The sequence below is a fragment of the Pseudomonas neuropathica genome, from assembly GCF_051174785.1.
Classification (GTDB): Bacteria; Pseudomonadota; Gammaproteobacteria; order Pseudomonadales; family Pseudomonadaceae; genus Aquipseudomonas; species Aquipseudomonas neuropathica_A.
Genome location: NZ_CP195111.1, coordinates 2,986,227 through 3,007,239, shown reverse-complemented (window position 1 = coordinate 3,007,239; position 21,013 = coordinate 2,986,227). Strand labels below are relative to the sequence as shown.

General features: G+C 61.1%; 18 protein-coding genes. 14 read left to right on the top strand and 4 right to left on the bottom strand.

The features are described from left to right. Window positions 1-3 precede the first annotated feature (3 nt). Window positions 4-483 (top strand): RNA pyrophosphohydrolase, encoded by a 480-nt coding sequence (locus ACRRSD_RS13685; protein ID WP_003229203.1) that lies wholly within the window; start codon window positions 4-6, stop codon window positions 481-483. 22 nt (window positions 484-505) lie between these two features. Further along, a complete protein-coding gene (ptsP, locus tag ACRRSD_RS13680; protein WP_127930148.1) occupies window positions 506-2,785 on the top strand; it encodes a phosphoenolpyruvate--protein phosphotransferase in 2,280 nt (759 codons plus the stop codon). A 353-nt stretch (window positions 2,786-3,138) separates the two neighbouring features. Here ptsP and ACRRSD_RS13675 read toward each other — a convergent pair whose 3' ends face one another. Next, window positions 3,139-3,885, bottom strand: a complete 747-nt coding sequence (locus ACRRSD_RS13675) for an NRDE family protein (RefSeq protein ID WP_435038370.1) — start codon at window positions 3,883-3,885, stop codon at window positions 3,139-3,141. Window positions 3,886-4,017: 132 nt separating this feature from the next. On the opposite strand from ACRRSD_RS13675, the gene ACRRSD_RS13670 reads away from it, so the two are divergent. From ACRRSD_RS13670 to ACRRSD_RS13655, 4 genes are all read left to right on the top strand, one after another. Next, window positions 4,018-4,800 (top strand): sulfite exporter TauE/SafE family protein, encoded by a 783-nt coding sequence (locus ACRRSD_RS13670; RefSeq protein WP_435038369.1) that lies wholly within the window; start codon window positions 4,018-4,020, stop codon window positions 4,798-4,800. A gap of 79 nt (window positions 4,801-4,879) precedes the next feature. Continuing rightward, entirely contained in the window at window positions 4,880-5,695 is an 816-nt protein-coding gene (lgt, locus tag ACRRSD_RS13665) for a prolipoprotein diacylglyceryl transferase (RefSeq protein WP_101161410.1), read from the top strand. Between the two features lie 50 nt (window positions 5,696-5,745). Next, the gene (locus tag ACRRSD_RS13660) at window positions 5,746-6,717 is read left to right on the top strand and encodes a thymidylate synthase (RefSeq protein WP_435038368.1); all 972 of its coding nucleotides are present in this window, start codon (window positions 5,746-5,748) and stop codon (window positions 6,715-6,717) included. A 153-nt stretch (window positions 6,718-6,870) separates the two neighbouring features. Continuing rightward, window positions 6,871-7,704, top strand: a complete 834-nt coding sequence (locus ACRRSD_RS13655) for a hypothetical protein (RefSeq protein WP_435038367.1) — start codon at window positions 6,871-6,873, stop codon at window positions 7,702-7,704. A 20-nt stretch (window positions 7,705-7,724) separates the two neighbouring features. Here the strand turns inward: ACRRSD_RS13655 and cadR are convergent, their stop codons facing one another. Continuing rightward, window positions 7,725-8,174, bottom strand: a complete 450-nt coding sequence (gene cadR, locus ACRRSD_RS13650) for a Cd(II)/Pb(II)-responsive transcriptional regulator (protein WP_105704602.1) — start codon at window positions 8,172-8,174, stop codon at window positions 7,725-7,727. A gap of 84 nt (window positions 8,175-8,258) precedes the next feature. Between cadR and ACRRSD_RS13645 the strand changes: the two genes are divergently transcribed. The 7 genes from ACRRSD_RS13645 (at window position 8,259) to ACRRSD_RS13615 (ending at window position 17,413) form a co-directional block, all read left to right on the top strand. Next, a complete protein-coding gene (locus ACRRSD_RS13645) occupies window positions 8,259-10,568 on the top strand; it encodes a heavy metal translocating P-type ATPase (protein ID WP_435038366.1) in 2,310 nt (769 codons plus the stop codon). Between the two features lie 13 nt (window positions 10,569-10,581). Further along, complete coding sequence (locus ACRRSD_RS13640; protein ID WP_034153701.1) at window positions 10,582-11,445, top strand: LysR family transcriptional regulator; 864 nt, start codon at window positions 10,582-10,584, stop codon at window positions 11,443-11,445. 223 nt (window positions 11,446-11,668) lie between these two features. After that, window positions 11,669-12,745: a putative 2-aminoethylphosphonate ABC transporter ATP-binding protein gene (locus ACRRSD_RS13635; RefSeq protein WP_435038365.1), complete on the top strand. Its 1,077-nt coding sequence runs from the start codon at window positions 11,669-11,671 to the stop codon at window positions 12,743-12,745. Then, window positions 12,745-14,469 (top strand): putative 2-aminoethylphosphonate ABC transporter permease subunit, encoded by a 1,725-nt coding sequence (locus tag ACRRSD_RS13630; RefSeq protein WP_435038364.1) that lies wholly within the window; start codon window positions 12,745-12,747, stop codon window positions 14,467-14,469. The genes ACRRSD_RS13635 and ACRRSD_RS13630 overlap by 1 nt, the downstream gene beginning before the upstream one ends. A 34-nt stretch (window positions 14,470-14,503) precedes the next feature. Further along, the gene (locus ACRRSD_RS13625; protein ID WP_435038363.1) at window positions 14,504-15,529 is read left to right on the top strand and encodes a putative 2-aminoethylphosphonate ABC transporter substrate-binding protein; all 1,026 of its coding nucleotides are present in this window, start codon (window positions 14,504-14,506) and stop codon (window positions 15,527-15,529) included. A gap of 190 nt (window positions 15,530-15,719) precedes the next feature. Beyond that, window positions 15,720-16,856: a TIGR03364 family FAD-dependent oxidoreductase gene (locus tag ACRRSD_RS13620; RefSeq protein WP_435038362.1), complete on the top strand. Its 1,137-nt coding sequence runs from the start codon at window positions 15,720-15,722 to the stop codon at window positions 16,854-16,856. Continuing rightward, entirely contained in the window at window positions 16,853-17,413 is a 561-nt protein-coding gene (locus ACRRSD_RS13615; protein ID WP_435038361.1) for a phosphonate degradation HD-domain oxygenase, read from the top strand. Before ACRRSD_RS13620 ends, ACRRSD_RS13615 begins: the two co-directional genes overlap by 4 nt. A gap of 160 nt (window positions 17,414-17,573) precedes the next feature. On the opposite strand, the gene ACRRSD_RS13610 is transcribed toward ACRRSD_RS13615, so the two are convergent. Next, window positions 17,574-18,959, bottom strand: coding sequence for a GTPase/DUF3482 domain-containing protein (locus tag ACRRSD_RS13610; protein ID WP_435038360.1), 1,386 nt, complete (start codon window positions 18,957-18,959; stop codon window positions 17,574-17,576). Continuing rightward, a complete protein-coding gene (locus tag ACRRSD_RS13605) occupies window positions 18,952-20,325 on the bottom strand; it encodes a DUF2868 domain-containing protein (protein WP_435038359.1) in 1,374 nt (457 codons plus the stop codon). Before ACRRSD_RS13605 ends, ACRRSD_RS13610 begins: the two co-directional genes overlap by 8 nt. An 85-nt stretch (window positions 20,326-20,410) precedes the next feature. Here ACRRSD_RS13605 and ACRRSD_RS13600 point away from each other — a divergent pair, with 85 nt between their 5' ends. Beyond that, on the top strand, window positions 20,411-20,923 hold the full coding sequence (locus ACRRSD_RS13600) for a dihydrofolate reductase (protein WP_435038358.1): 513 nt from the start codon (window positions 20,411-20,413) through the stop codon (window positions 20,921-20,923). Window positions 20,924-21,013: the final 90 nt, after the last annotated feature.

Genomic DNA, 21,013 nt, shown 5'->3' with positions numbered 1-21,013 from the left:
GCCGTGATCGACCCCGATGGTTTCCGCCCCAATGTCGGGATCATTCTGACGAATGACGCCGGCCAGGTGCTATGGGCTCGCCGTATCAATCAAGATGCCTGGCAGTTTCCGCAAGGGGGAATCAACCCTGAAGAGACGCCGGAAGACGCCTTGTACCGCGAGCTGAACGAAGAAGTTGGCCTGGAACGTGAAGATGTTGAAATACTGGCCTGTACTCGGGGCTGGTTGCGCTATCGTTTGCCGCAACGTCTGGTGCGTACCCACAGCCAACCGCTGTGCATCGGCCAGAAACAGAAATGGTTTCTCCTGCGCCTGATCTCCAACGAGCAGCGGGTGCGGATGGATTTGACCGGTAAACCGGAGTTCGATGGCTGGCGCTGGGTCAGCTATTGGTATCCGTTGGGCCAGGTGGTGACATTCAAGCGCGAGGTGTATCGCCGCGCCCTCAAAGAGCTTGCCCCGCGCCTTTTAGCGCGCGACTGACGACGGAGTTCGACCCCGAGCCATGCTCAATACGCTGCGCAAGATCGTCCAGGAAGTTAACTCCGCCAAGGATCTCAAGGCGGCGTTGGGGATTATTGTGTTGCGCGTCAAAGAGGCCATGGGCAGCCAGGTCTGCTCGGTCTACCTGCTTGATCCCGAGACCAACCGCTTCGTCCTGATGGCCACCGAGGGCTTGAACAAGCGCTCGATCGGCAAGGTCAGCATGGCACCCAACGAAGGTCTGGTCGGTCTGGTCGGCACGCGTGAAGAACCCCTGAACCTCGAAAACGCTTCGGTTCACCCGCGCTACCGCTACTTCGCCGAAACCGGTGAAGAGCGGTATGCCTCGTTCCTCGGTGCACCGATCATTCACCACCGCCGCGTCGTCGGCGTGTTGGTCATCCAGCAAAAAGAACGCCGCCAGTTCGATGAAGGTGAAGAAGCCTTCCTCGTGACCATGAGCGCGCAGCTCGCCGGCGTAATCGCCCACGCCGAGGCCACCGGTTCGATCCGCGGTCTGGGCCGTCAGGGCAAGGGTATTCAGGAAGCCAAGTTCGTCGGTGTGCCGGGTTCACCGGGTGCGGCGGTCGGTACGGCGGTGGTCATGCTGCCGCCGGCGGATCTCGACGTGGTGCCGGACAAGACCATCACCGACATCAATGCCGAGCTGGCGCTGTTCAAGACCGCCATCGAAGGCGTGCGCGCCGACATGCGCGCGTTGTCCGCCAAGCTTGCGACGCAGTTGCGCCCGGAAGAGCGTGCGTTGTTCGACGTCTACCTGATGATGCTCGACGATGCCTCGCTGGGCAGCGAAATCACCACCGTGATCAAGACCGGCCAGTGGGCCCAGGGCGCGCTGCGTCAGGTGGTCACGGAGCACGTCAACCGTTTCGAACTGATGGACGACGCCTATCTGCGGGAACGTGCCTCGGACGTCAAAGACCTCGGTCGCCGCCTGCTCGCCTACTTGCAGGAGGAGCGCCAGCAGAATCTGGTCTACCCGGAAAAAACCATTCTGGTCAGCGAAGAACTGACGCCGGCCATGCTCGGCGAGGTGCCGGAAGGCACGCTGGTCGGTCTGGTTTCGGTATTGGGTTCGGGTAACTCCCACGTCGCGATCCTCGCCCGGGCCATGGGTATTCCGACGGTGATGGGTCTGGTCGACCTGCCGTACGCCAAGGTCGACGGCATCGAAATGATCGTCGACGGCACCCGCGGCGAGGTCTACACCAACCCGAGCGAAGTGCTGCGCAAGCAGTTCGCCGAAGTCGTCGAAGAAGAGAAACAACTGGCGCTGGGCCTCGACACCCTGCGTGACTTGCCATGCGTGACCCTCGACGGCCACCGCATGCCGCTGTGGGTCAACACCGGTTTGCTGGCGGACGTGGCGCGGGCGCAGAAGCGCGGCGCCGAAGGTGTCGGTCTGTACCGCACCGAAGTGCCGTTCATGATCAACCAGCGCTTCCCGAGCGAGAAGGAACAACTGGCGATCTACCGTGAGCAGCTCGCCGCGTTCCACCCGCAACCGGTGACCATGCGCAGCCTCGACATCGGCGGTGACAAGTCGCTGTCGTACTTCCCGATCAAGGAAGACAACCCGTTCCTCGGCTGGCGCGGCATTCGCGTGACTCTCGACCACCCGGAAATCTTCCTGGTGCAGACCCGCGCGATGCTTAAGGCCAGCGAAGGCCTGAACAACCTGCGGATTCTGCTGCCGATGATCTCCGGCACCCACGAACTCGAAGAAGCCCTGCACCTGATTCACCGGGCCTGGGGCGAAGTGCGCGACGAAGGCACCGACGTGCCGATGCCGCCGATTGGCGTGATGATCGAAATTCCGGCTGCGGTGTACCAGACCAAGGAACTGGCGCGGATGGTCGACTTCCTGTCCGTCGGTTCCAACGATTTGACCCAGTATTTGCTGGCGGTCGACCGTAACAACCCGCGTGTGGCCGATCTTTACGATTACCTGCATCCAGCGGTGCTGCAAGCCCTGCAGACCGTGGTGCGCGATGCCCATGCCGAAGGCAAACCGGTGAGTATCTGCGGCGAGATGGCCGGTGATCCGGCGGCGGCGGTGTTGTTGATGGCGATGGGTTTCGACAGTTTGTCGATGAACGCCACCAACTTGCCGAAGGTCAAGTGGATGCTGCGTCAGGTCAATCTGAGCAAGGCCCAGGAGTTGTTGGCCGAGTTGATGACCATTGATAACCCGCAAGTGATCCACAGCTCGCTGCAATTGGCGCTGAAGAACCTTGGGTTGTCGAAGATGCATCCGCCGGCGGTGGTCAAGGCCCTCTGAAGATCAAGAGCCCCTCACCCTAACCCTCTCCCGGAGGGAGAGGGGACTGATTGGGGGATGCTGCAGAACTCCGCCGACCTGAAAGTGCTGTGCCGAATCCGTAATCGATTCACACCGACCTGATAGTGCTGTGCTGAATCCATAATCGATTCACACCGACCTGATAGTGCTGTGCCGAATCCATAATTGATCCACACCGACGAAGGTGCTGGGTTGAAGCCGTATTCGTCTCACAGCGACTGAAGGTGCTGCCGAATCCATAATCGACTCGGTCTTTCAGGTCGATGTATGGCTCAAGACACCTCGGTCGGCCCCCTCTCCCTTTGGGAGAGGGCTGGGGTGAGGGTCTGCTTTTAAGCTTTTATCTCCACCTCGCCCAAATGCCCGCCATACGGCCCAAAACTCCGCTCCACCATCCGCCGAGTCCCATCCGCCTGGACGATCAACGCCGTACTCGCCCGTGTCCCGTAACTCTGGCTGGCAATAAACACACTCGACAACAATGACTCCGTCGCCAAGCCCACCCCGGTATTCGGCAATTCCGATTCCGGCGCGGTCTGTGCGTCGCTCAGCAACTGCAGCAAACGCTCAGGCGTCGGATCATCCAGCACCGCACTCAGCGCAGCCTTGGCCTTGAGCAACTTCGGCCACGGCGTATCCAGCCCGGCATTGGATAACCCATAGACGCCCGATCCCAGCATCACCGGCTCCGACATCCGCGCATTGAAGTGCCAGAGCTCATGACTGTTGCCGAGCAACAGATTAAACCCGGCATATTCCGCCGAACGCTCGACCACATCGCTCAAATAATCATCAATCGACGCATCGCCCGTCAGAAACCGCGCCACCAGTTCCCCTCGCGACTTGCGCGCTGGCGCCTGCTGCGGATCACGGATATTGGTCAGCGCGGCAAAGCGCCCATTCGCTCCAATCCCCAGCCAGGTGCCGCCGGCCTCAAGATCACGCCCGGCATGTACGTGCGGCGCTTCCGGCCATTGCGCCAGCGGCAGGCTCGGCCGGGCGTAAAACTCGTCACGGTTGGCCGCGACGATCAGCGGCTGGGCATGGCCCGGGCGCCAGGCGAAAACAATCAGGCACATAAGGTGGTCCTTGTGTGTTTTTTGCTCACTCTACGCATCCGGCGTCCGTGCATCCATCGCAAGTGGAGCAGAAGGGTGTGCATCCGTTACCATGCCGCTCCGGTTTTGCGGATGCGGTCTGGGGAGACGGTCATGGAATTTCTGCTCTATCTGGCGCTGGGCGCCTGTGCGGGCGTGCTGGCCGGGCTGTTTGGCGTCGGTGGCGGGATCATTATCGTCCCGGTGCTGGTGTTCAGTTTCACCTTGCAGGGCTTTGATCAGTCGATCCTCACCCACCTGGCGGTCGGCACGTCGCTGGCGACGATCATCTTCACCTCGGTCAACGCCGTGCGTGAGCATCATCGACGAGGCGCGGTGCGCTGGCCGATCTTCATGTGGATGGCCGTCGGGATTCTGTTGGGCGCCGGTTTCGGCGCACTGACCGCTGAAGCGATCTCTGGCCCGCACCTGCAAAAGATCATCGGCGTGTTCGCCTTGATCATCTCGGTACAACTGGCGCTGGACATCAAACCCAAGGCCAGCCGAACGGTGCCGGGCAAACTCGGTCTGACCGTGGCCGGCAGTGTGATCGGCTGGGCCTCGGCGATTTTTGGTGTCGGTGGCGGTTCGTTGACCGTGCCGTTCCTGACCTGGCGCAGCGTGCCGATGCAGCAAGCCGTGGCGACGTCATCGGCCTGCGGGTTGCCGATTGCCTTGGTCAGTGCAGCAAGTTTCATGATTCTGGGGTGGCACGATCCGTTGTTGCCGCCGCATAGTCTCGGTTTTGTGTATTTGCCGGCGCTGTTGGGCATCGCTCTGACCAGTATGGTTTTCGCCCGCATCGGTGCGCGATTGGCGCATCGATTGTCGCCGCGCTTGCTGAAACGGCTGTTCGCCGCTTTGCTGTTCAGCGTGGGTGTGAGCTTCCTGCTTTAATCGCGTCGCAATCCTGGCTTAATCCTGAGGTGGCAGCGTCGCCCGGGAATTCTGCTTTCAACTCTAACGAGGAGTCGCAATGCTGCCTTACCCGCAGATCGACCCGGTGGCCCTGGCCATCGGTCCGCTGAAAATCCACTGGTACGGGCTGATGTACCTGATCGGCATCGGCGGTGCGTGGCTGCTGGCGTCGCGCCGGCTCAACCGTTTCGACCCGACCTGGACCAAGGAGAAACTCTCCGATCTGGTGTTCTGGCTATCGATGGGTGTGATCGTCGGCGGCCGTCTGGGTTACGTGCTGTTCTACGATCTGAGCGCTTATCTGGCCAATCCGACGCTGATTTTCGAAGTGTGGAAGGGTGGCATGTCGTTCCACGGCGGGTTCATCGGTGTGATGCTAGCGGCCCTGTGGTTCGGCAAGCGCAACGGCAAGTCGTTCTTCCAGCTGATGGACTTCGTCGCACCAATGGTGCCGATCGGTCTGGGCGCCGGGCGCATCGGTAACTTCATCAACGCCGAGCTGTGGGGCAAAGCCACCGACGTGCCGTGGGCCATGGTCTTCCCGCCGTTCAGCGATCCGGCGCAACTGCCGCGTCACCCGTCACAGCTGTATCAGTTCGCACTGGAAGGCGTGGCGCTGTTCCTGATCCTGTGGATCTTCTCGCGCAAACCGCGTCCGACCATGGCCGTATCGGGCATGTTCGCGCTGTTCTACGGCATCTTCCGTTTCATCGTCGAATTCGTTCGCGTACCGGATGCGCAACTGGGCTACTTGGCGTGGAACTGGCTGACCATGGGCCAGGTGCTCTGCGTGCCGATGATCGTCGGCGGGCTGTTCCTGATCTGGCTGGCCTATCGTCGCGCACCGGCAGCACCGCTCGCGCCGACGGCTTAAACTACGAACCCCGGCGCGCGACGCCGGGGCTCAAAGGACACAGGTAACTCATGAAGCAATATCTCGAACTGGTCTCGCACGTCATTCAGAACGGCAGCAAACAGGCCAACCGCACCGGCATCAACACCATCAGCTTCCCGGGTGCGATGCTGCGTTTCGATCTGCAGGAAGGTTTTCCGGCGATCACCACGCGCAAAATGGCCTTCAAATCGGCCATCGGCGAGATGTGCGGTTTTCTCCGTGGCGTCAACAACGCCGCTGAATTCCGTGCGCTGGGCTGCAAGGTCTGGGACCAGAACGCCAACGAAAATGCGCAGTGGCTGGCCAACCCGTTCCGTCAGGGCGACGACGACCTCGGCGAAATCTACGGCGTGCAATGGCGCAAATGGCCGGCGTACAAGCAGATCCCGCTGAGCAATACCGCCGCCATCGAACAAACCCTGGCCAACGGCTACAAGCAGATCGCTCAGGGCGAAGAAGACGGCCAGGCCTACGTGGTGTTGTACAAAGCCATCGATCAGGTGCGCCAGTGCGTCGACACGATCATCAAGGATCCGGGCAGCCGCCGCATTCTGTTCCACGGCTGGAACGTCGCGCAGCTGGATGAGATGGCCCTGCCGCCATGCCATCTGCTGTACCAGTTCCACCCGAATGTCGAGACCAGAGAAATTTCCCTGACCCTCTACATCCGCTCCAACGATCTGGGTCTGGGCACGCCGTTCAACCTCACCGAAGGCGCCGCGCTGCTGAGCCTGATCGGACGCCTGACCGGCTACACGCCGCGCTGGTTCACCTATTTCATCGGCGATGCGCACGTCTACGAGAACCACTTGGACATGCTCAATGAACAGCTCAAGCGCGAGCCGTTCGCCATGCCGAAACTGAAAATCTCCGACCGCGTGCCGGAGTTTGCCAAGACCGGTGTGTATCAGCCGGAGTGGCTGGAACTGGTCGAGCCTAGCGATTTCTCGCTGGAAGGTTATGAGCACCATGCACCAATGACCGCGCCGATGGCGGTCTGAAAGACTGGCTCTGAAGCTTTTATATTCGGTATAGGTCTACCGGACTGTCATGTCTGACAGTAGGCAAATGAAAGAGAGGGTGTTTGACTGACCACGGGCCTAATGGACGTGGGTCAGTCAAACATTCTCTTTTTTCATTTAAGGAGCTTCATCATGACAAGTACAGCATCTGGCGCAACGGCTGGGTTCTCGGAGGTCTCTTTCGGTTTTGCACCAACCGGATCGAAGCCGTTGAACAGTTGGCCGTTTATCGGCTGTGAAAGTCGTTCGGGACTCTTCCATTCCATTCCGAGTATTGATCCATGGGGGTGCGTGGTGCCCATGGAAATATTCAATGGCGCGCCGATCTTCATCGACTCGCTGCGTGTCGTTGTGTCGGTCAATGAGCAGGATTTCAGGATTGGCGATCCGGTTCGGGTGCAATGGAACGCACTCGGCGGCTCCGGGGGCAGCTATAGATCGGAACCCCAGACAGTGGTGAGTTACACCCCTTTGCATTTTGCGGTTACCGACGAAATCGCAAGAGCGTTCACAGGCGATCGGGTCGAAGTCTTTTTTGTCATTGAAAGAGAAGCAGGCTCCTTGCCCTCTTCTTCGTTGTATATGACGTTTGCGCCGGAACTGGCACAGACAGGTCCGGTTTTCATTGAGGCCGTCTCGCAAGGCGTCCTTGAAATTGATCGGCATCCCGAGGGTGTTTGCCTGACTATTCCACGGATTGAAAACCTGAGAACCAACAATGCCATTGAAATGTTCTGGAAAAGCAGCATCAACGGCGGACAGACCGGCGCTTGGCGGGATTACCAACGCAAACTGACGGTCAGCCCCGACTCATCACTCAGCTTTCGGATTGAGCCGACGGTCTACCAGGCGCATCGCGGTGAGACTGTTCATTTGTTCTGCAGTGTTTTCCTCGGGTCCGGTATGGTCCCCGGCCTGGCCTATGGCATGGGTTCCCGGGGCGTATTGGAGTTCAAACTGGTGTAAGCGCTGTCGGCGACGAAGGACTAATGCCCATGACTTCTGCCGACATGGGAGTGCTCGACCTCCGTCGCCACCACCCCGCCACTCACTTCCAGGCGCTGCAAAATCCCGCATTGATCGGCCATCGGCCCTTCGCCACAGCGTTGGCGCAGGTCGAGCAATTGTGTTTGCAACGCCAACAACCCATCAATCCGCGCCTTCACATGCTGGATGTGTTCGTCGATCAACGCATTGACGCTTTCGCACTGATCCTGCGGGCTGTCGCGCAAGGCGAGCAGGCTGCGGATTTCTTCGAGGGTCATGTCGAGGGTGCGGCAGTTGCGGATGAAGGTCAGGCGTTCGGCGTGGGCCTGGGTGTAGACGCGGTAGTTGCCGTCGCTGCGCGCCGGTTCCGGCAAAAGATTTTCGCGTTCGTAATAGCGGATGGTTTCCACGGCGCAATCGGTGAGTCTGGCCAGTTCTCCGATCTTCATGACGGCAATCTCCAAAAGGGTGCTTGACCCTATAGTGGCTACAGGGTCTTTACTTGGCAACAGGCACCTTCATGGACGCGACCAATGAGCGATTCCCAGCACACCCACAAGCCCGGCGACGGCCACGACCACAGTCATAAATTGCAGCCTGTACATAAACATGCCCATGGCGGCGATTCCTGCTGCGGATCGAAAGCCGCAGCGCCGGCACCGGTTCATGCGCACGAAGACTCCTGCTGCTCGTCGAAAACGGCTGCGCCTGCGTTGGTGCAACTGAGCGAGAAAACCAGCGCCGATGCGCGCCTGAGCAGTTTCCGCATCGAGGCAATGGACTGCCCGACCGAGCAGACGCTGATCCAGAACAAGCTCGGCAAACTCGCCGGCGTGCAGCAGCTGGAATTCAACCTGATCAACCGGGTACTTGGCGTAACCCACAATCTGCCGGGTACCGAGCCGATCACCGAGGCGATCAAATCCCTCGGCATGCACGCCGAGCCGCTGGAGGCGGGCGTCGATGCGCCGGCCCCGGCACCGGTGAAAAAACACTGGTGGCCGTTGGCGCTGTCCGGTGTTGGCGCACTTGCCGCCGAAGTCATCCACTTTACCAACGCAGCGCCAACCTGGGTGGTAGCGATCATCGCGCTGGTGTCGATCCTCAGCGGTGGTCTGACCACCTATAAAAAGGGCTGGATCGCCCTGAAGAACCGCAACCTCAACATCAACGCACTGATGAGCATCGCAGTGACCGGTGCCATTCTTATCGGGCAATGGCCGGAAGCGGCGATGGTGATGTTCCTGTTCACCGTCGCCGAGCTGATCGAAGCGCGCTCGCTGGACCGTGCGCGCAACGCGATCAGCGGTCTGATGCAGATGACGCCGGAGCAAGCCACGGTGTTGCAGGCTGACGGCACCTGGGTTGAACAAGACGTGAAAAGCGTCGAACTTGGCGCCCGGGTTCGGGTGAAACCCGGCGAGCGCATTGCGCTGGACGGGGAAGTGGTCAGCGGCAGTTCGACCATCGACCAGGCGCCGATCACCGGGGAAAGCCTGCCGGTGGAGAAAACTGTCGGCGACAAAGTCTTCGCCGGCACCATCAACCAGGCCGGATCGCTGGAGTACGCGGTCAGCGCAGCGGCGAACAACTCGACATTGGCGCGGATCATCCACGCTGTCGAACAAGCCCAAGGCGCGCGCGCACCGACCCAGCGCTTCGTCGATCAATTCTCGAAAATCTACACACCTGTGGTGTTCGTGTTTGCCCTGGCCGTGGCGATTATTCCACCACTGTTTATGGGCGCCGTGTGGTTCGACTGGATCTACCGCGCGCTGGTGTTGCTGGTGGTCGCGTGCCCATGCGCACTGGTGATTTCCACCCCGGTGACCATCGTCAGCGGCCTCGCGGCAGCGGCGCGCAAAGGCATTCTGGTCAAGGGCGGCGTGTACCTCGAGGGTGGTTTCAAGCTCGATTATCTGGCGCTGGATAAAACTGGCACGATCACTCACGGCAAACCGGTGCAGACCGATTACCTGTCGCTGGACCCAACCGCCGATGCCTCCGCGCCGGCTATCGCTGCTGCGTTGGCGGGGCGCTCGGATCACCCGGTGTCGCTGGCCATCGCCAACGCCGCTGTGGATAAAAATTTCGCAGCGCTGATTGTGGATAACTTCGAAGCGTTGGGCGGGCGTGGCGTCAAAGGCGAGATCAACGGCCAGACCTATCACTTGGGTAACCATCGCTTGGTCGAAGAACTCGGTCTGTGCTCGCCAGCGCTGGAAGAAAAACTCTTCGCACTGGAGAAGCAGGGCAAATCTGTGGTGTTGCTGCTCGACAGCTCCGGCCCGCTGGCGCTGTTCGCCGTGGCTGACACGGTCAAGGAAACCAGCCGCGAAGCGATTCGTCAGTTGCACGAACTTGGGGTGAAAACCCTGATGCTCACCGGCGACAACGTCCACACCGCCCAGGCGATTGCCGCGCAGGTCGGTATCGACGAGGCCCACGGCGACTTGCTGCCGACCGACAAACTGCAAGCCATCGAAGACCTGTACAAGCAGGGTCATCGCGTCGGCATGGTTGGCGACGGCATTAACGACGCGCCGGCACTGGCCCGCGCCGAGATCGGTTTCGCCATGGCCGCCGCCGGCACCGACACTGCGATCGAAACCGCCGATGTAGCCCTGATGGACGACGATCTGCGCAAGATTCCGGCGTTCATCAGCCTGTCGCGCAATACCGCGAGCATCCTGAAACAGAACATCGCTTTGGCCCTGGTGATCAAAGCTATCTTTCTTGCGGTAACCTTCGCCGGGCTCGCCACCATGTGGATGGCGGTGTTCGCCGACATGGGCGTGAGCCTGTTGGTGGTGTTCAACGGTTTGCGCCTGCTGCGCAAATAGATGAGGAAAGGTTGTGCTGAGTGCCGAGCTGAAAGCGTTTTACATGGTCGCCCGCCTGGGCAGCATCACGCTGGCGGCGAAAAAACTCGGCCTTAGCCAACCGACCGTGACCACGCAGATTCGCAATCTGGAAAGTCAGTATTCGGTGGAGCTTTTCTACCGTGGCGGTCGGCGGTTAAGCGTCAGTGATGAAGGCGCGCGGTTGCTGCCGATGGTCAAGACGCTGTTGCAGCAGGAAGCCGACATCGAGTTTTTCCTGCGCAACAGCGGTCAGGTGCAGGGCACATTGCGCATCGCCGCGACGGCGCCTTATTACATTCTCGATCTGGTCAAAACCTTCCGCGAGCGTTTGCCGCAGGTGGAAGTGTCGGTGGAAATCGGCAACTCGCAGCAGGTGCTGGAAGCATTGGAGGATTACCGGGTGGACATTGCCGCATCATCGCAATTGCTCGATGACGCGCGGCTGATTCGGCGGGTGCTGGGCACTGATCCGCTGGTACTGGCGGTGCATCGCAATCATCCGCTGGCGGCGCAGGAGCATGTGGCGTTGAGTGCGCTGGCCGGGCATACCTTGTTGATGCGCGAAACCGGGTCAACGACGCGGCGGCTGACTGAAGAGCTGCTCGCCAGCGCCGGAGTGAGCTTCGGGCCGTTGCTGGAGATTGGCAGCCGTGAGTCGATCCGAGAAGCGGTGCTGCGCAATATCGGTATCAGCATCATTGCCCGGCAGGAGGTGCCGCATGACCCGCAGTTGCGCGTGTTGACCATTGAGAATGCGCCGCAGATTCCCGAGTATCTGTATTGCCTGAAAGAGAGAAAGGGCGCGCGGTTGCCGGCGGCGTTTCTCGGCTTGGCCCAGGAAATGTCCCCGGCCTGAGATCTTCAGTGCCTGTGCCGGCCTATTCGCGAGCAAGCTCGCTCCCACATTGGAATGCGTTCCCCCTGTGGGAGCGAGCTTGCTCGCGAAGGCGTCAGCTCAGGCAACACAAAATCTGAACCAAAATCCCTGAATACCACTATCGGCCGTTTTTGCCTCGTTGCCACATGACGGACGCATTACAACTCTAGGATTGGCCCCATCTGCTTGATGAGGTCTGTCCATGAATCCTGCCATCGCAACTGCCCTGACCAACCCCGGTGCGCCGATGAAAGGGCGCGGCGTGCAGAAACGCTTCGGCGCGTTCACCGCGCTGGATAACGTCTCCCTCGACGTCGCCGCCGGTGAACTGGTGTGCCTGCTCGGCCCCTCGGGCTGCGGCAAGACCACCTTGCTGCGCTGCATCGCCGGTCTGGAAAAACAGGACAGCGGCGAGCTGTACCTCGGCGAGCGCGACGTCTCACACCTCGCCCCGCAAGCCCGCGACTACGGGATTCTGTTCCAGTCCTACGCGCTGTTTCCCAACCTGACCGTCGAAGCGAACATCGCCTACGGCCTCGCCGGCAGCGGTCGCGACGAAGTGCGCCAGCGCGTCGGGCAGATGCTCGAACTGGTCGGCCTCACCGGCAGCGAGAAAAAGTACCCCGGTCAGTTGTCCGGCGGCCAGCAACAGCGCGTCGCGCTGGCTCGTGCTCTGGCGCCGGCCCCTTCGTTGCTGTTGCTCGATGAGCCGATGTCGGCCCTCGACGCCCGCGTCCGCGAGCATTTGTGTACCGAGCTGCGTCAACTGCAACGCAACCTCGGCATCACCACACTGATGGTCACGCACAATCAGGACGAAGCCATGCTGATGGCCGACCGCATTGCGGTGATGAACAACGGCCGCGTCGAGCAATACGCCACCCCGCAGGAAATCTACAACCACCCGGCCACACCGTTTGTGGCCGAGTTCGTCGGCCAGGGCAACTGGTTGCCGTTCCAGCGCAGCAGCGACAGCCACGCCCGGGTTGGCGGAATGAATGTGCGTCTGGCCGACGGCAGCGTCAGCGGAGCCTCGGGTCGGCTGTTCTGTCGCCCCGAAGCGATCAACGTCAATCCGCTGGTGCATGAGGAAAACCTGTTCCCGGCCAAAGTCCGCGAGATCACCTTCCTCGGTAACCGCTGCCGCATGAGCTTCGAACTCGATCAACTGCCGGGCCACGCGCTGCTCGCCGAACTCGCCCCGGAAGCCATGCCGCGCCTTGGCGCCCAGCAAATCATGGTCGCCTTGCCGCCGCGCAGCCTGCAGGTGTTTGCCTGATGAACAGCAACCTCGCGCTGCCGCTACCGCACAAGCAGGTGCGTCAGACTTCGAAAGCCGAGATTGGCGATCGCATTTTTGTCGTCGGCGGCAAAGTGCTCTTGCTGCTGTTACTCGGCGTCGCGGTATTGCTGCCGTTGCTGGCGATCTTCTGGCGTGGCTTCAGCAGCGAGGCCGGGCAGGGCGGTGGCTGGGTGGCGGCGAAGGAGTTGGTGAGCAGCGAGAATTTCCACTGGCTGCTTGGCAACAGTCTGAAAGTTTCCCTCAGCGTTGCGGCCATCGTCGTACCGCTGGCCTACCTGTTTGCCTACGCGCTGCAACGCACAATGATTCCGGCGAAGGGCATCTGGCGCGGGATTTCCTTGCTGCCACTGATGGCGCCGTCGATGCTGCCGGGGATTGCGCTGGTCTATCTGTTCGGCAACCAGGGCATGTTACGCGGGCTGCTCTCGGACAATATCTACGGGTTCTGGGGGATTGTGCTGGGCGAGGTGATTTACACCTTTCCCCATGCGTTGATGATTCTGCTCTCGGCGTTGTCGCTGGCCGATGCGCGGCTGTTCGACGCCGCGTCGAGCATGGGCGCCAGTCCGGCCAAGGCGTTTCGCAGTATCACCTGGCCGGCCACTCGCCAAGCAGTGTTCGCCGCGTTCTGTCTGGTGTTCACCCTGACCATCACCGATTTCGGTGTGCCGGTGGTGGTCGGCGGCGACTACCAAGTGCTGGCGCTGGAGGCCTACAAAGCCGTGGTCGGCCAACAACAATTCGGTCGCGGCGCGTTGATCGGCATGGTGCTGTTGCTGCCGGCGCTGTTCAGCTTTGGCGTCGATGCCTGGCTGCGTCGGCGTCACGGCGACTCCATGAGCGGTCGGGCGCAGGTGTTCAAACCGGCGCCGTCGAAACTGCGCGATGGCTGCTATCTGGCGATTGTCTTGCTGATCAGCGCCGCGTTGATTCTGGTGTTCGGCATGGCGGTGTTTTCCTCGCTGGTGAAGTTCTGGCCGTACAACCTGTCGCTGTCGCTCAACCATTACCAGTTCAACGAAACCGCTGGCGGTGGCTGGCTGGCCTACAGCAACAGTTTGAAGATGGCCTTGGGCACGGCGTTGATCGGCAGCGTGTTGATCTTTACCGGCGCTTACCTGATGGAGAAAACCCGCACTCAGCGCGGCCTCAACCTCGCGTTGCGCATGCTCAGTTTCGTGCCCATGGCGGTGCCGGGGCTGGTACTCGGTCTGGGTTACGTCTTCTTCTTCAACCTCAGCGGCAACCCTCTGCACGTGCTTTACGGGACGATGACGCTGCTGATTGTCTGCACCATTGCGCACTATCTGACCACCGCACAAATGACCGCGACCACCGCGTTGCGCCAACTCGACGCCGAGTTCGAAGCGGCTGCGCTGTCGCTGAAGGCGCCGCTGTACCGGCATTACCTGCGCGTCACCGTGCCGATCTGCCTGCCGGCGCTGCTGGACATCGTGCGCTATCTGTTCGTCTCGGCGATGACCACCGTGTCGGCGGCGATCTTCCTCTATAGCCCCGACACCATTCTTGCGGCGGTCGCAGTGCTGAACATGGACGACGCCGGCAACGTCGGCGGCGCGGCGGCGATGTCGAGCCTGATTCTGTTCACTTCGGCGGGCGTGTCCTTGCTGCTGGCGTGGGCTTCGCGCGGCTTGCTGCGCCGTTCTCAAGCCTGGCGGCAAACCGCGCCCGGTCACTGACTCACACCCTCAACTCAAAGACAGGATACCGATCATGTTCAAGCCTATGGCTCTGGCCGCTGCTGTGTTCGCTACTTTCAGCCTGAATGCCTTCGCGGCAAAAACCGAGTTGACGGTGTACACCGCCCTCGAAGCCGAGCAACTGAAGTCCTACAAAGAAGCCTTTGAAAAGGCCAACCCGGACGTCGAGATCAAATGGGTGCGCGATTCCACCGGGATCATCACCGCCAAACTGCTCGCCGAAAAGGCCCGTCCACAGGCTGACGCGGTTTGGGGCCTGGCGGCTTCGAGCCTGGCGATTCTTGATCAGCAAGGCATGCTGCAAAGCTACGCGCCGAAGGACCTCGGCAAGATCGGCGCGAACTACCGCGACGCCGCCAACCCGCCAGCCTGGGTCGGTATGGACGTCTGGGCCGCGACGATTTGCTTCAACACCGTCGAGGCCGAGAAGCAGGGTTTGACCGAGCCAGTGAGCTGGCAGGATCTGACCAAGCCCGAGTACAAAGGCAAGATCGTCATGCCTAACCCGGCCTCGTCCGGCACCGGTTTCCTTGACGTCAGCGCCTGGCTGCAAACCTTCGGCGAGAAGCAGGGCTGGGCTTATATGGATGGTCTGCACCAGAACATCGGCCAGTACGTTCACTCCGGTTCCAAGCCTTGCAAGTTAGCGGCGGCGGGCGAGTTCCCGATCGGGATTTCCTTTGAATACCCGGCGGTACAGCTGAAGCGTCAGGGCGCGCCGCTGGATATCATTCTGCCGAAGGAAGGGCTGGGCTGGGAGATCGAGGCGACTGCGGTGATCAAAGGTACGCCGCATGAAGACGCAGCGAAGAAACTGGCTGACTTTTCTGCCAGTGCCGAGGCGATGGATCTGTACAAGGAGAACTTCGCTGTTCTTGCGCAACCGGGCATCGCCAAGCCGCAGACCGAACTGCCGGCGGATTATGAGCAGCGTTTGATCAAGAACGACTTTGCCTGGGCCTCGAAGAATCGCGACGAAATCCTCACCGAGTGGCGCAAGCGCTATGACGGCAAGTCCGAGAAAGTAGCTGCCAAGTAAGATTTTTATCGACTGACCGGGCCCCTTCGCGAGCAGGCTCGCTCCCACATTGGATCGTGTTAAGCACACAATTCTCTGTGGGGGCTGACACATTGGATCTTCTGTGAACACAAATGCTGTGGGCACAAAAAATCCCCTGTGGGAGCGAGCCTGCTCGCGAAAGCGGTCTCTCATGCAGGACATCATCCAGATGACACAACTCAAAGACCTGCTCATCGTCGGCGCCGGCATCCTCGGCCTGTCCCACGCCTACGCCGCCGCTAAACGCGGCCTCAAGGTCGCCGTTTTCGAACGCACTGCCACGCCCCTCGGCGCTTCAGTGCGCAACTTCGGCCAGGCCCTGGTCACTGGCCAGCCACCCGGAACGATGCTCGAACTGGCCAAGGCCAGCCGCGAAATCTGGGGCGACTGGGCGCAACTCGCCGGTTTGCAGATCAAGCGTAACGGCTCTTATCTTTTCGCAAGAACCGAAGCCGAAGAGCACCTGCTCGAAGCTTTCTGCACCGGCCGCGCCATTGAACACGACTACAAGGTCGACCTGCTTCGCGGCGCCGCCCTGCGCGATCTGTACAACGGCCAGTTCAGTCACCACCGCGCCGCCCTCCACGGCATCGACGATCAACAGTTGTACTCACGAGAAGCAATCCCGGCGCTGATCGATTACCTGCGCCGCGACCTCGGCGTCGAGTTCCACTTCTCCACGCTGGTACGCGACGTGGAGCCGGGACGCCTGCACAGCACCGCCGGCAGCTTTACCGCAAAGCAGATCATCGTCTGCTCCGGCCACGATTATCAGACCTTGCTCGCCGAGCCGATCGCTGCGCTCGACCCGCAAATATGTCGCCTGCAAATGCTCCGCGCCAAACCGCAGATTGATCTCAATCTGCAACACGCCTTGCTCACCGGCCTGAGCTGCGTGCACTACGGCGCCTTCGCCGATCTCCCGGAAGCGGCGGCGGTACAGGCGCAGATTCTTCGAGAGCAACCGCACCTGCACGACAACGGCATCCACCTGCTGATCAGCCCGACGCCGTACGGCGAACTGATCATCGGCGACTCGCACCATTACGGCAGCGACCCCTCGCCCTTCAATGCCGAGCAAGTCGATAACTGGATGCTCGAACTGGCCGAACAGACATTGGGCTGCAAGGTGCAAGTGGTCGAACGTTGGCAGGGTGTCTATGGTTCTCGAGGGTCGGGGCCATTTTCATTCTTGCGCCCGGCAGCGGGTTTGAGCGTGGCGTTGATGCACAGCGGCGTCGGCATGAGCGTCGGCCCGGCGTTGGCCGAGCGCAACATTGCGCAGTTGCTGGAGGAGATTGAATGACAGGTCGCGAGCAAGTCATTGCCCGGGTATTCGGGTTGTACGAACGCTTCGGCACCAGCGATTACATCGGCGAGCCGGTGTCACAGATTGAGCACATGTCCCAGGCTGCCGAACTGGCGATGGCCGAGGGCTTCGATGATGAAGTGGTGCTGGCGGCGTTCTTTCATGACATCGGCCATTTGTGCGCCGAAGGCGCGGAGAACATGGGCGGTTATGGCGTGGTCAGTCATGAGCGCTTGGGCGCGGATTATTTGCGTGAGGCCGGGTTCAGCGAGCGCATGGCGCGGCTGGTGGAATATCACGTACAGGCCAAGCGGTATCTGACGTTGCGTGAGCCGGGGTATTTCGCGCGCTTGAGTGAGGCGAGTCGGCAGACGCTGGCGTATCAGGGTGGGGTGATGACAGAGGCAGAGGCGAATGAGTTTGAGCGCGATCCGTTGTGTGCGGTCAGCCTGCGGATGCGGCAGTGGGATGAGTTGGCCAAGGAGAGCGCGGTGCCGGTGATGGATTTGGGTGTGCTGAAGCGTAAGGCTGAAGTTTTGTTGTCGGCCGGGTGATTGCAACCCTCACCCCAGCCCTCTCCCAGAGGGAGAGGGAGCCGATTTTCATGCCTTTCAAACCTGAGTTCGACTGGATATCTCAGGTCGACGTATGACGGAAGAACAACACGGTCAGCTCCCTCTCCCTCTGGGAGAGGGCTGGGGTGAGGGGCGGCGTCTACAGCTCAAGCACCTTCCCTACCAACGCCTCAATCTGCTCCTGCCGTTCCGCCTGATTCAACTTCGCCTGCGGATTGAGCGACGACCACTGCGGATGCGCCCGCGCCTTGTTCAGCGCTTCCGGCAACTTGCCCTCACGCCAGGTTTTATCCTGTGGCGTGGCCACCTGAACGGCGTCCATCGCCGCATGCCCGCGCTGATCCAGCGCCAACACCAGTTGTCGCTGACGCAACGCCAACAGCCGCAGCACTCCGTCATCCACCGTCAGCTCACGCTGCCCTTTGATCTTGCCGAGCAACCGGCTGCCATAACTACGCGCCGTCTGCAGCGCGCCGCCAGCAATCGCGCCTGCCAGCGCCGCCGCGCCGAGGGTAATCCCGCCGACCAGCAAATCCACGCCAGCCCCCGCCGCTGCACCGGCAGCAATACCGCCGCCCACGCGTACGCCGAGTTGCTTGAGGGTTTCCGGGTTAAACAGGTCATCGCCCCAGCGCCCATCCAGCAATGGCAAATCGCTCGCCGCGGCATCCTGTGGACGAAACGCAAAGAGCTTGAGCAGCGCCTCGACGCATTTCTGCTCGCGCTGGCGCACGGCTTTGCGCAATTCGCTGATGGCTTGCTGTTCCTGCGCCGCCTCGCTGACCACACTGCGCCGGCACGCGGCGCAGTCAATCAACAATTCAGCAATCAATCGCGCCGCACTTTGCTGCCGCGCCAGGCGCTGAGCCTGTTGATCGGCAATCAACCGTTCCAGTTGCGGACGAGCATTTTCCAGCAGCAGCGCAAGGCTTTCATACAGCCGCCGCTCACCATCCTCGGGTGGCGCAACGCTGTCGAAACGTACCAGTGCATGCAGCCCCAGCCGCGCCAACGCTTCACGCCAATCCGGCTCGCGATGATTGGCGGTGCTGACGAAATTCAGTACCGGCAGCAGCGGTTTGCCGCAACTGGCGAGCACCTCCAGTTCATCGCGGTACTTGGCCAACACCGGTTCGCGCGCATCGATCACATACAAACCGGCGTCGGAGGCGAGCAGTTGCCGCAGCACTTTGGCTTCCTGCTCAAAGCGCTGGCGCGCCTCGCTGCCATCGAGAAATCGCGCCAATCGCGCCGGGCCATCGAGGCGTTCGCCGGGGCGTTCCAGGCGTTCGAGAAAATCCAGCAGGGCGATGGCGTCTTCCAGCCCCGGTGTGTCGTAGAGGTCGAGCAACGGCTCACCGTCCACCGACAACCGCGCACCTTCGACATGCCGCGTGGTGCTCGGGCGATGCGAGACTTCACCGAAGCCGACATCGCGAGTCAGCGTGCGCAACAGCGAGGTCTTGCCGACGTTGGTGTGGCCGACCACCGCGAGTTTCAGCGGCGTTTTCCAGGCATCAGTCATGGCCAGTCTCCAGCCAGTTCAACGGCGCGCAATCGGCGAACTTCAGATCAAGCTGTTGCAGCGCCACGTGCCAGTCGCCGAGGCGCTCGGCATCCAGTGCTTCACCGGGCGGCGCTTGCAGCAGCCAGACGCGGGTGGCGCTGGCACTGCGCGCCAGTTCAGCGATCAAGGCGAGGCTGCCGCGATCCGGCGAGCGCCGTGGATCGCAGGCAATGGCCAGACGTGCCGGCGGGAAGCGGCTCAATTGTTCGAGGAGTTTGTGCCGCGATTCGCGGCTGTCGAGGATGCCGGCGTTGCTGACATTTTTCGGCAGCGCGGGCGGCCATGGGCGTTGTTCATCGAGTTCGATGGCCACCAGCAACGCGCCTTCGCTGGCGAGTTCGCCAACGCCGCTTTCGACACGGTGCAATTGCGCAGGCTCAGGGTCGTTGACGCCGAGGCGTTCGCTGGTCGGCATCAGACGTTCGCGCAACTGCGCGTAGCCGGGCAGATTCAAGTCCAGACGCAGCGCGGCTTTGCCGCTGTTCCAGCGCCAGAAACACAACAGTGCGAGCAGCAGTCGCGGCAGCACGCCGTACACCACCAACACCCCAAACAGCCAGGTCGCCCAGGCCTGACGAGCGCTTTCGATATCGAGCGCGCCGTCGCCGCTGGCACGGATCATCTCCACCGTTGGCACATTGAAACCAAGCAGCGACGGCAAGTAACCGAGCGCATGGGTGACGTGAATAAACGTGTCGGCGCTGAGAATCGTGGTTTCCCAGACGAAGCCGTAGCGCCGGGTCGCCATGAGCGTCAGCAACAGAATCAGCGCGCTGAGCATTGCCAGCAACCACAAACCGTTGACCAGCGTACCGAGTGACCAGCGATTGAGTTTCTTGCGTTGCAGCATCACCAGCAGGGCCGGTGCCAGTTGCGCGGCTTTGGCGTCGCGGGCCATTTTTTCGCTGAGCCATAACCACAATCGGCCGAGCGTGGCGCCGTGCTCTCCGGCAAAGACCAATCCCAGCAACCAACTCAGTAGCAGAATCAGGTTCAGCCCGAGCAGGCTGCCCAAGGCCCAGAACACATTGACCGGGGTTTGGCCCAGCGCAGCAAAGGCCAGACCAGCGCCGCTAAGCACAGCGAAAATCATCAACAGCAGCAGCGCCAGACGCGCGCCTTGCAGCCAGTGTTTCAGAGCATTGGTCAGCCCGTCACGTTCGGCCAGCCACAACGCCCGGCGTTGAATGCGGCTCGGCAGATCACCGCCGGCGGTGCGCGCCAGACGATTGGCTTCCAGGTCATCCAGTGGGCCTGCGTGTTCTTCGCGCAGGCGCACGGTCTCGGTGAGCCAGAGGTTTTGCAGTGGAGTCAGTTCAGTCACGCAGCGTCCCGTCGCTTAAATGAGCGCTGAGCATAACCGCTGTGGCGCTTATCGGGGTAAGCGCGGCTCTGGTATCCTCGCCGGCATGACTAAATCACTCCCCCTCAGCCTGATCGCAGCCCTCGGTGAAAACCGCGTGATCGGCGTCGACAACAGCATGCCCTGGCACCTGCCGGGGGATTTCAAATACTTCAAGGCGACGACCTTGGGCAAGCCGATCATCATGGGTCGCAAGACCTGGGATTCGCTCGGTCGGCCGTTACCGGGGCGCCTGAACATCGTGGTCAGCCGTCAGGCCGGTCTGGTGCTCGAAGGTGCCGAGGTTTATCCATCGCTGGAAGCTGCTGTGGTTCGCGCCGAGGAATGGGCGAAGGAGCAGGGCGTCGATGAGCTGATGCTGATTGGCGGCGCGCAGTTGTACGCGCAAGGGCTGGCGCAGGCGGATCGTCTGTATCTGACTCGCGTGGCGCTGAGCCCGGAAGGGGATGCGTGGTTTCCGGAGTTTGATTTGCACCAGTGGAAGCTGGTGTCGAACGTTGAAAACCCGGCGGTTGAAGATAAGCCCGCGTACAACTTCGAAGTCTGGGAAAAAGCTTAAGAGCTTCGCGAGCAGGCTCGCTCCCACAGGGGATTTGTGTCGATCACAGATCCAATGTGGGAGTGAGCCTGCTCGCGATAGCGGTCTGTC

Bases quoted from the DNA above. Each gene is read 5' to 3' on its own strand.
- ACRRSD_RS13635 (WP_435038365.1), top strand. From the start codon at position 11,669: ATGAATCCTGCCATCGCAACTGCCCTGACCAACCCCGGTGCGCCGATG.
- ACRRSD_RS13670 (WP_435038369.1), top strand. From the start codon at position 4,018: ATGGAATTTCTGCTCTATCTGGCGCTGGGCGCCTGTGCGGGCGTGCTG.
- ptsP (WP_127930148.1), top strand. From the start codon at position 506: ATGCTCAATACGCTGCGCAAGATCGTCCAGGAAGTTAACTCCGCCAAG.
- ACRRSD_RS13625 (WP_435038363.1), top strand. From the start codon at position 14,504: ATGTTCAAGCCTATGGCTCTGGCCGCTGCTGTGTTCGCTACTTTCAGC.
- ACRRSD_RS13645 (WP_435038366.1), top strand. From the start codon at position 8,259: ATGAGCGATTCCCAGCACACCCACAAGCCCGGCGACGGCCACGACCAC.
- ACRRSD_RS13675 (WP_435038370.1), bottom strand. From the start codon at position 3,885: ATGTGCCTGATTGTTTTCGCCTGGCGCCCGGGCCATGCCCAGCCGCTG.
- ACRRSD_RS13660 (WP_435038368.1), top strand. From the start codon at position 5,746: ATGAAGCAATATCTCGAACTGGTCTCGCACGTCATTCAGAACGGCAGC.
- lgt (WP_101161410.1), top strand. From the start codon at position 4,880: ATGCTGCCTTACCCGCAGATCGACCCGGTGGCCCTGGCCATCGGTCCG.
- ACRRSD_RS13600 (WP_435038358.1), top strand. From the start codon at position 20,411: ATGACTAAATCACTCCCCCTCAGCCTGATCGCAGCCCTCGGTGAAAAC.
- ACRRSD_RS13655 (WP_435038367.1), top strand. From the start codon at position 6,871: ATGACAAGTACAGCATCTGGCGCAACGGCTGGGTTCTCGGAGGTCTCT.
- ACRRSD_RS13610 (WP_435038360.1), bottom strand. From the start codon at position 18,959: ATGACTGATGCCTGGAAAACGCCGCTGAAACTCGCGGTGGTCGGCCAC.
- cadR (WP_105704602.1), bottom strand. From the start codon at position 8,174: ATGAAGATCGGAGAACTGGCCAGACTCACCGATTGCGCCGTGGAAACC.
- ACRRSD_RS13615 (WP_435038361.1), top strand. From the start codon at position 16,853: ATGACAGGTCGCGAGCAAGTCATTGCCCGGGTATTCGGGTTGTACGAA.
- ACRRSD_RS13620 (WP_435038362.1), top strand. From the start codon at position 15,720: ATGACACAACTCAAAGACCTGCTCATCGTCGGCGCCGGCATCCTCGGC.
- ACRRSD_RS13630 (WP_435038364.1), top strand. From the start codon at position 12,745: ATGAACAGCAACCTCGCGCTGCCGCTACCGCACAAGCAGGTGCGTCAG.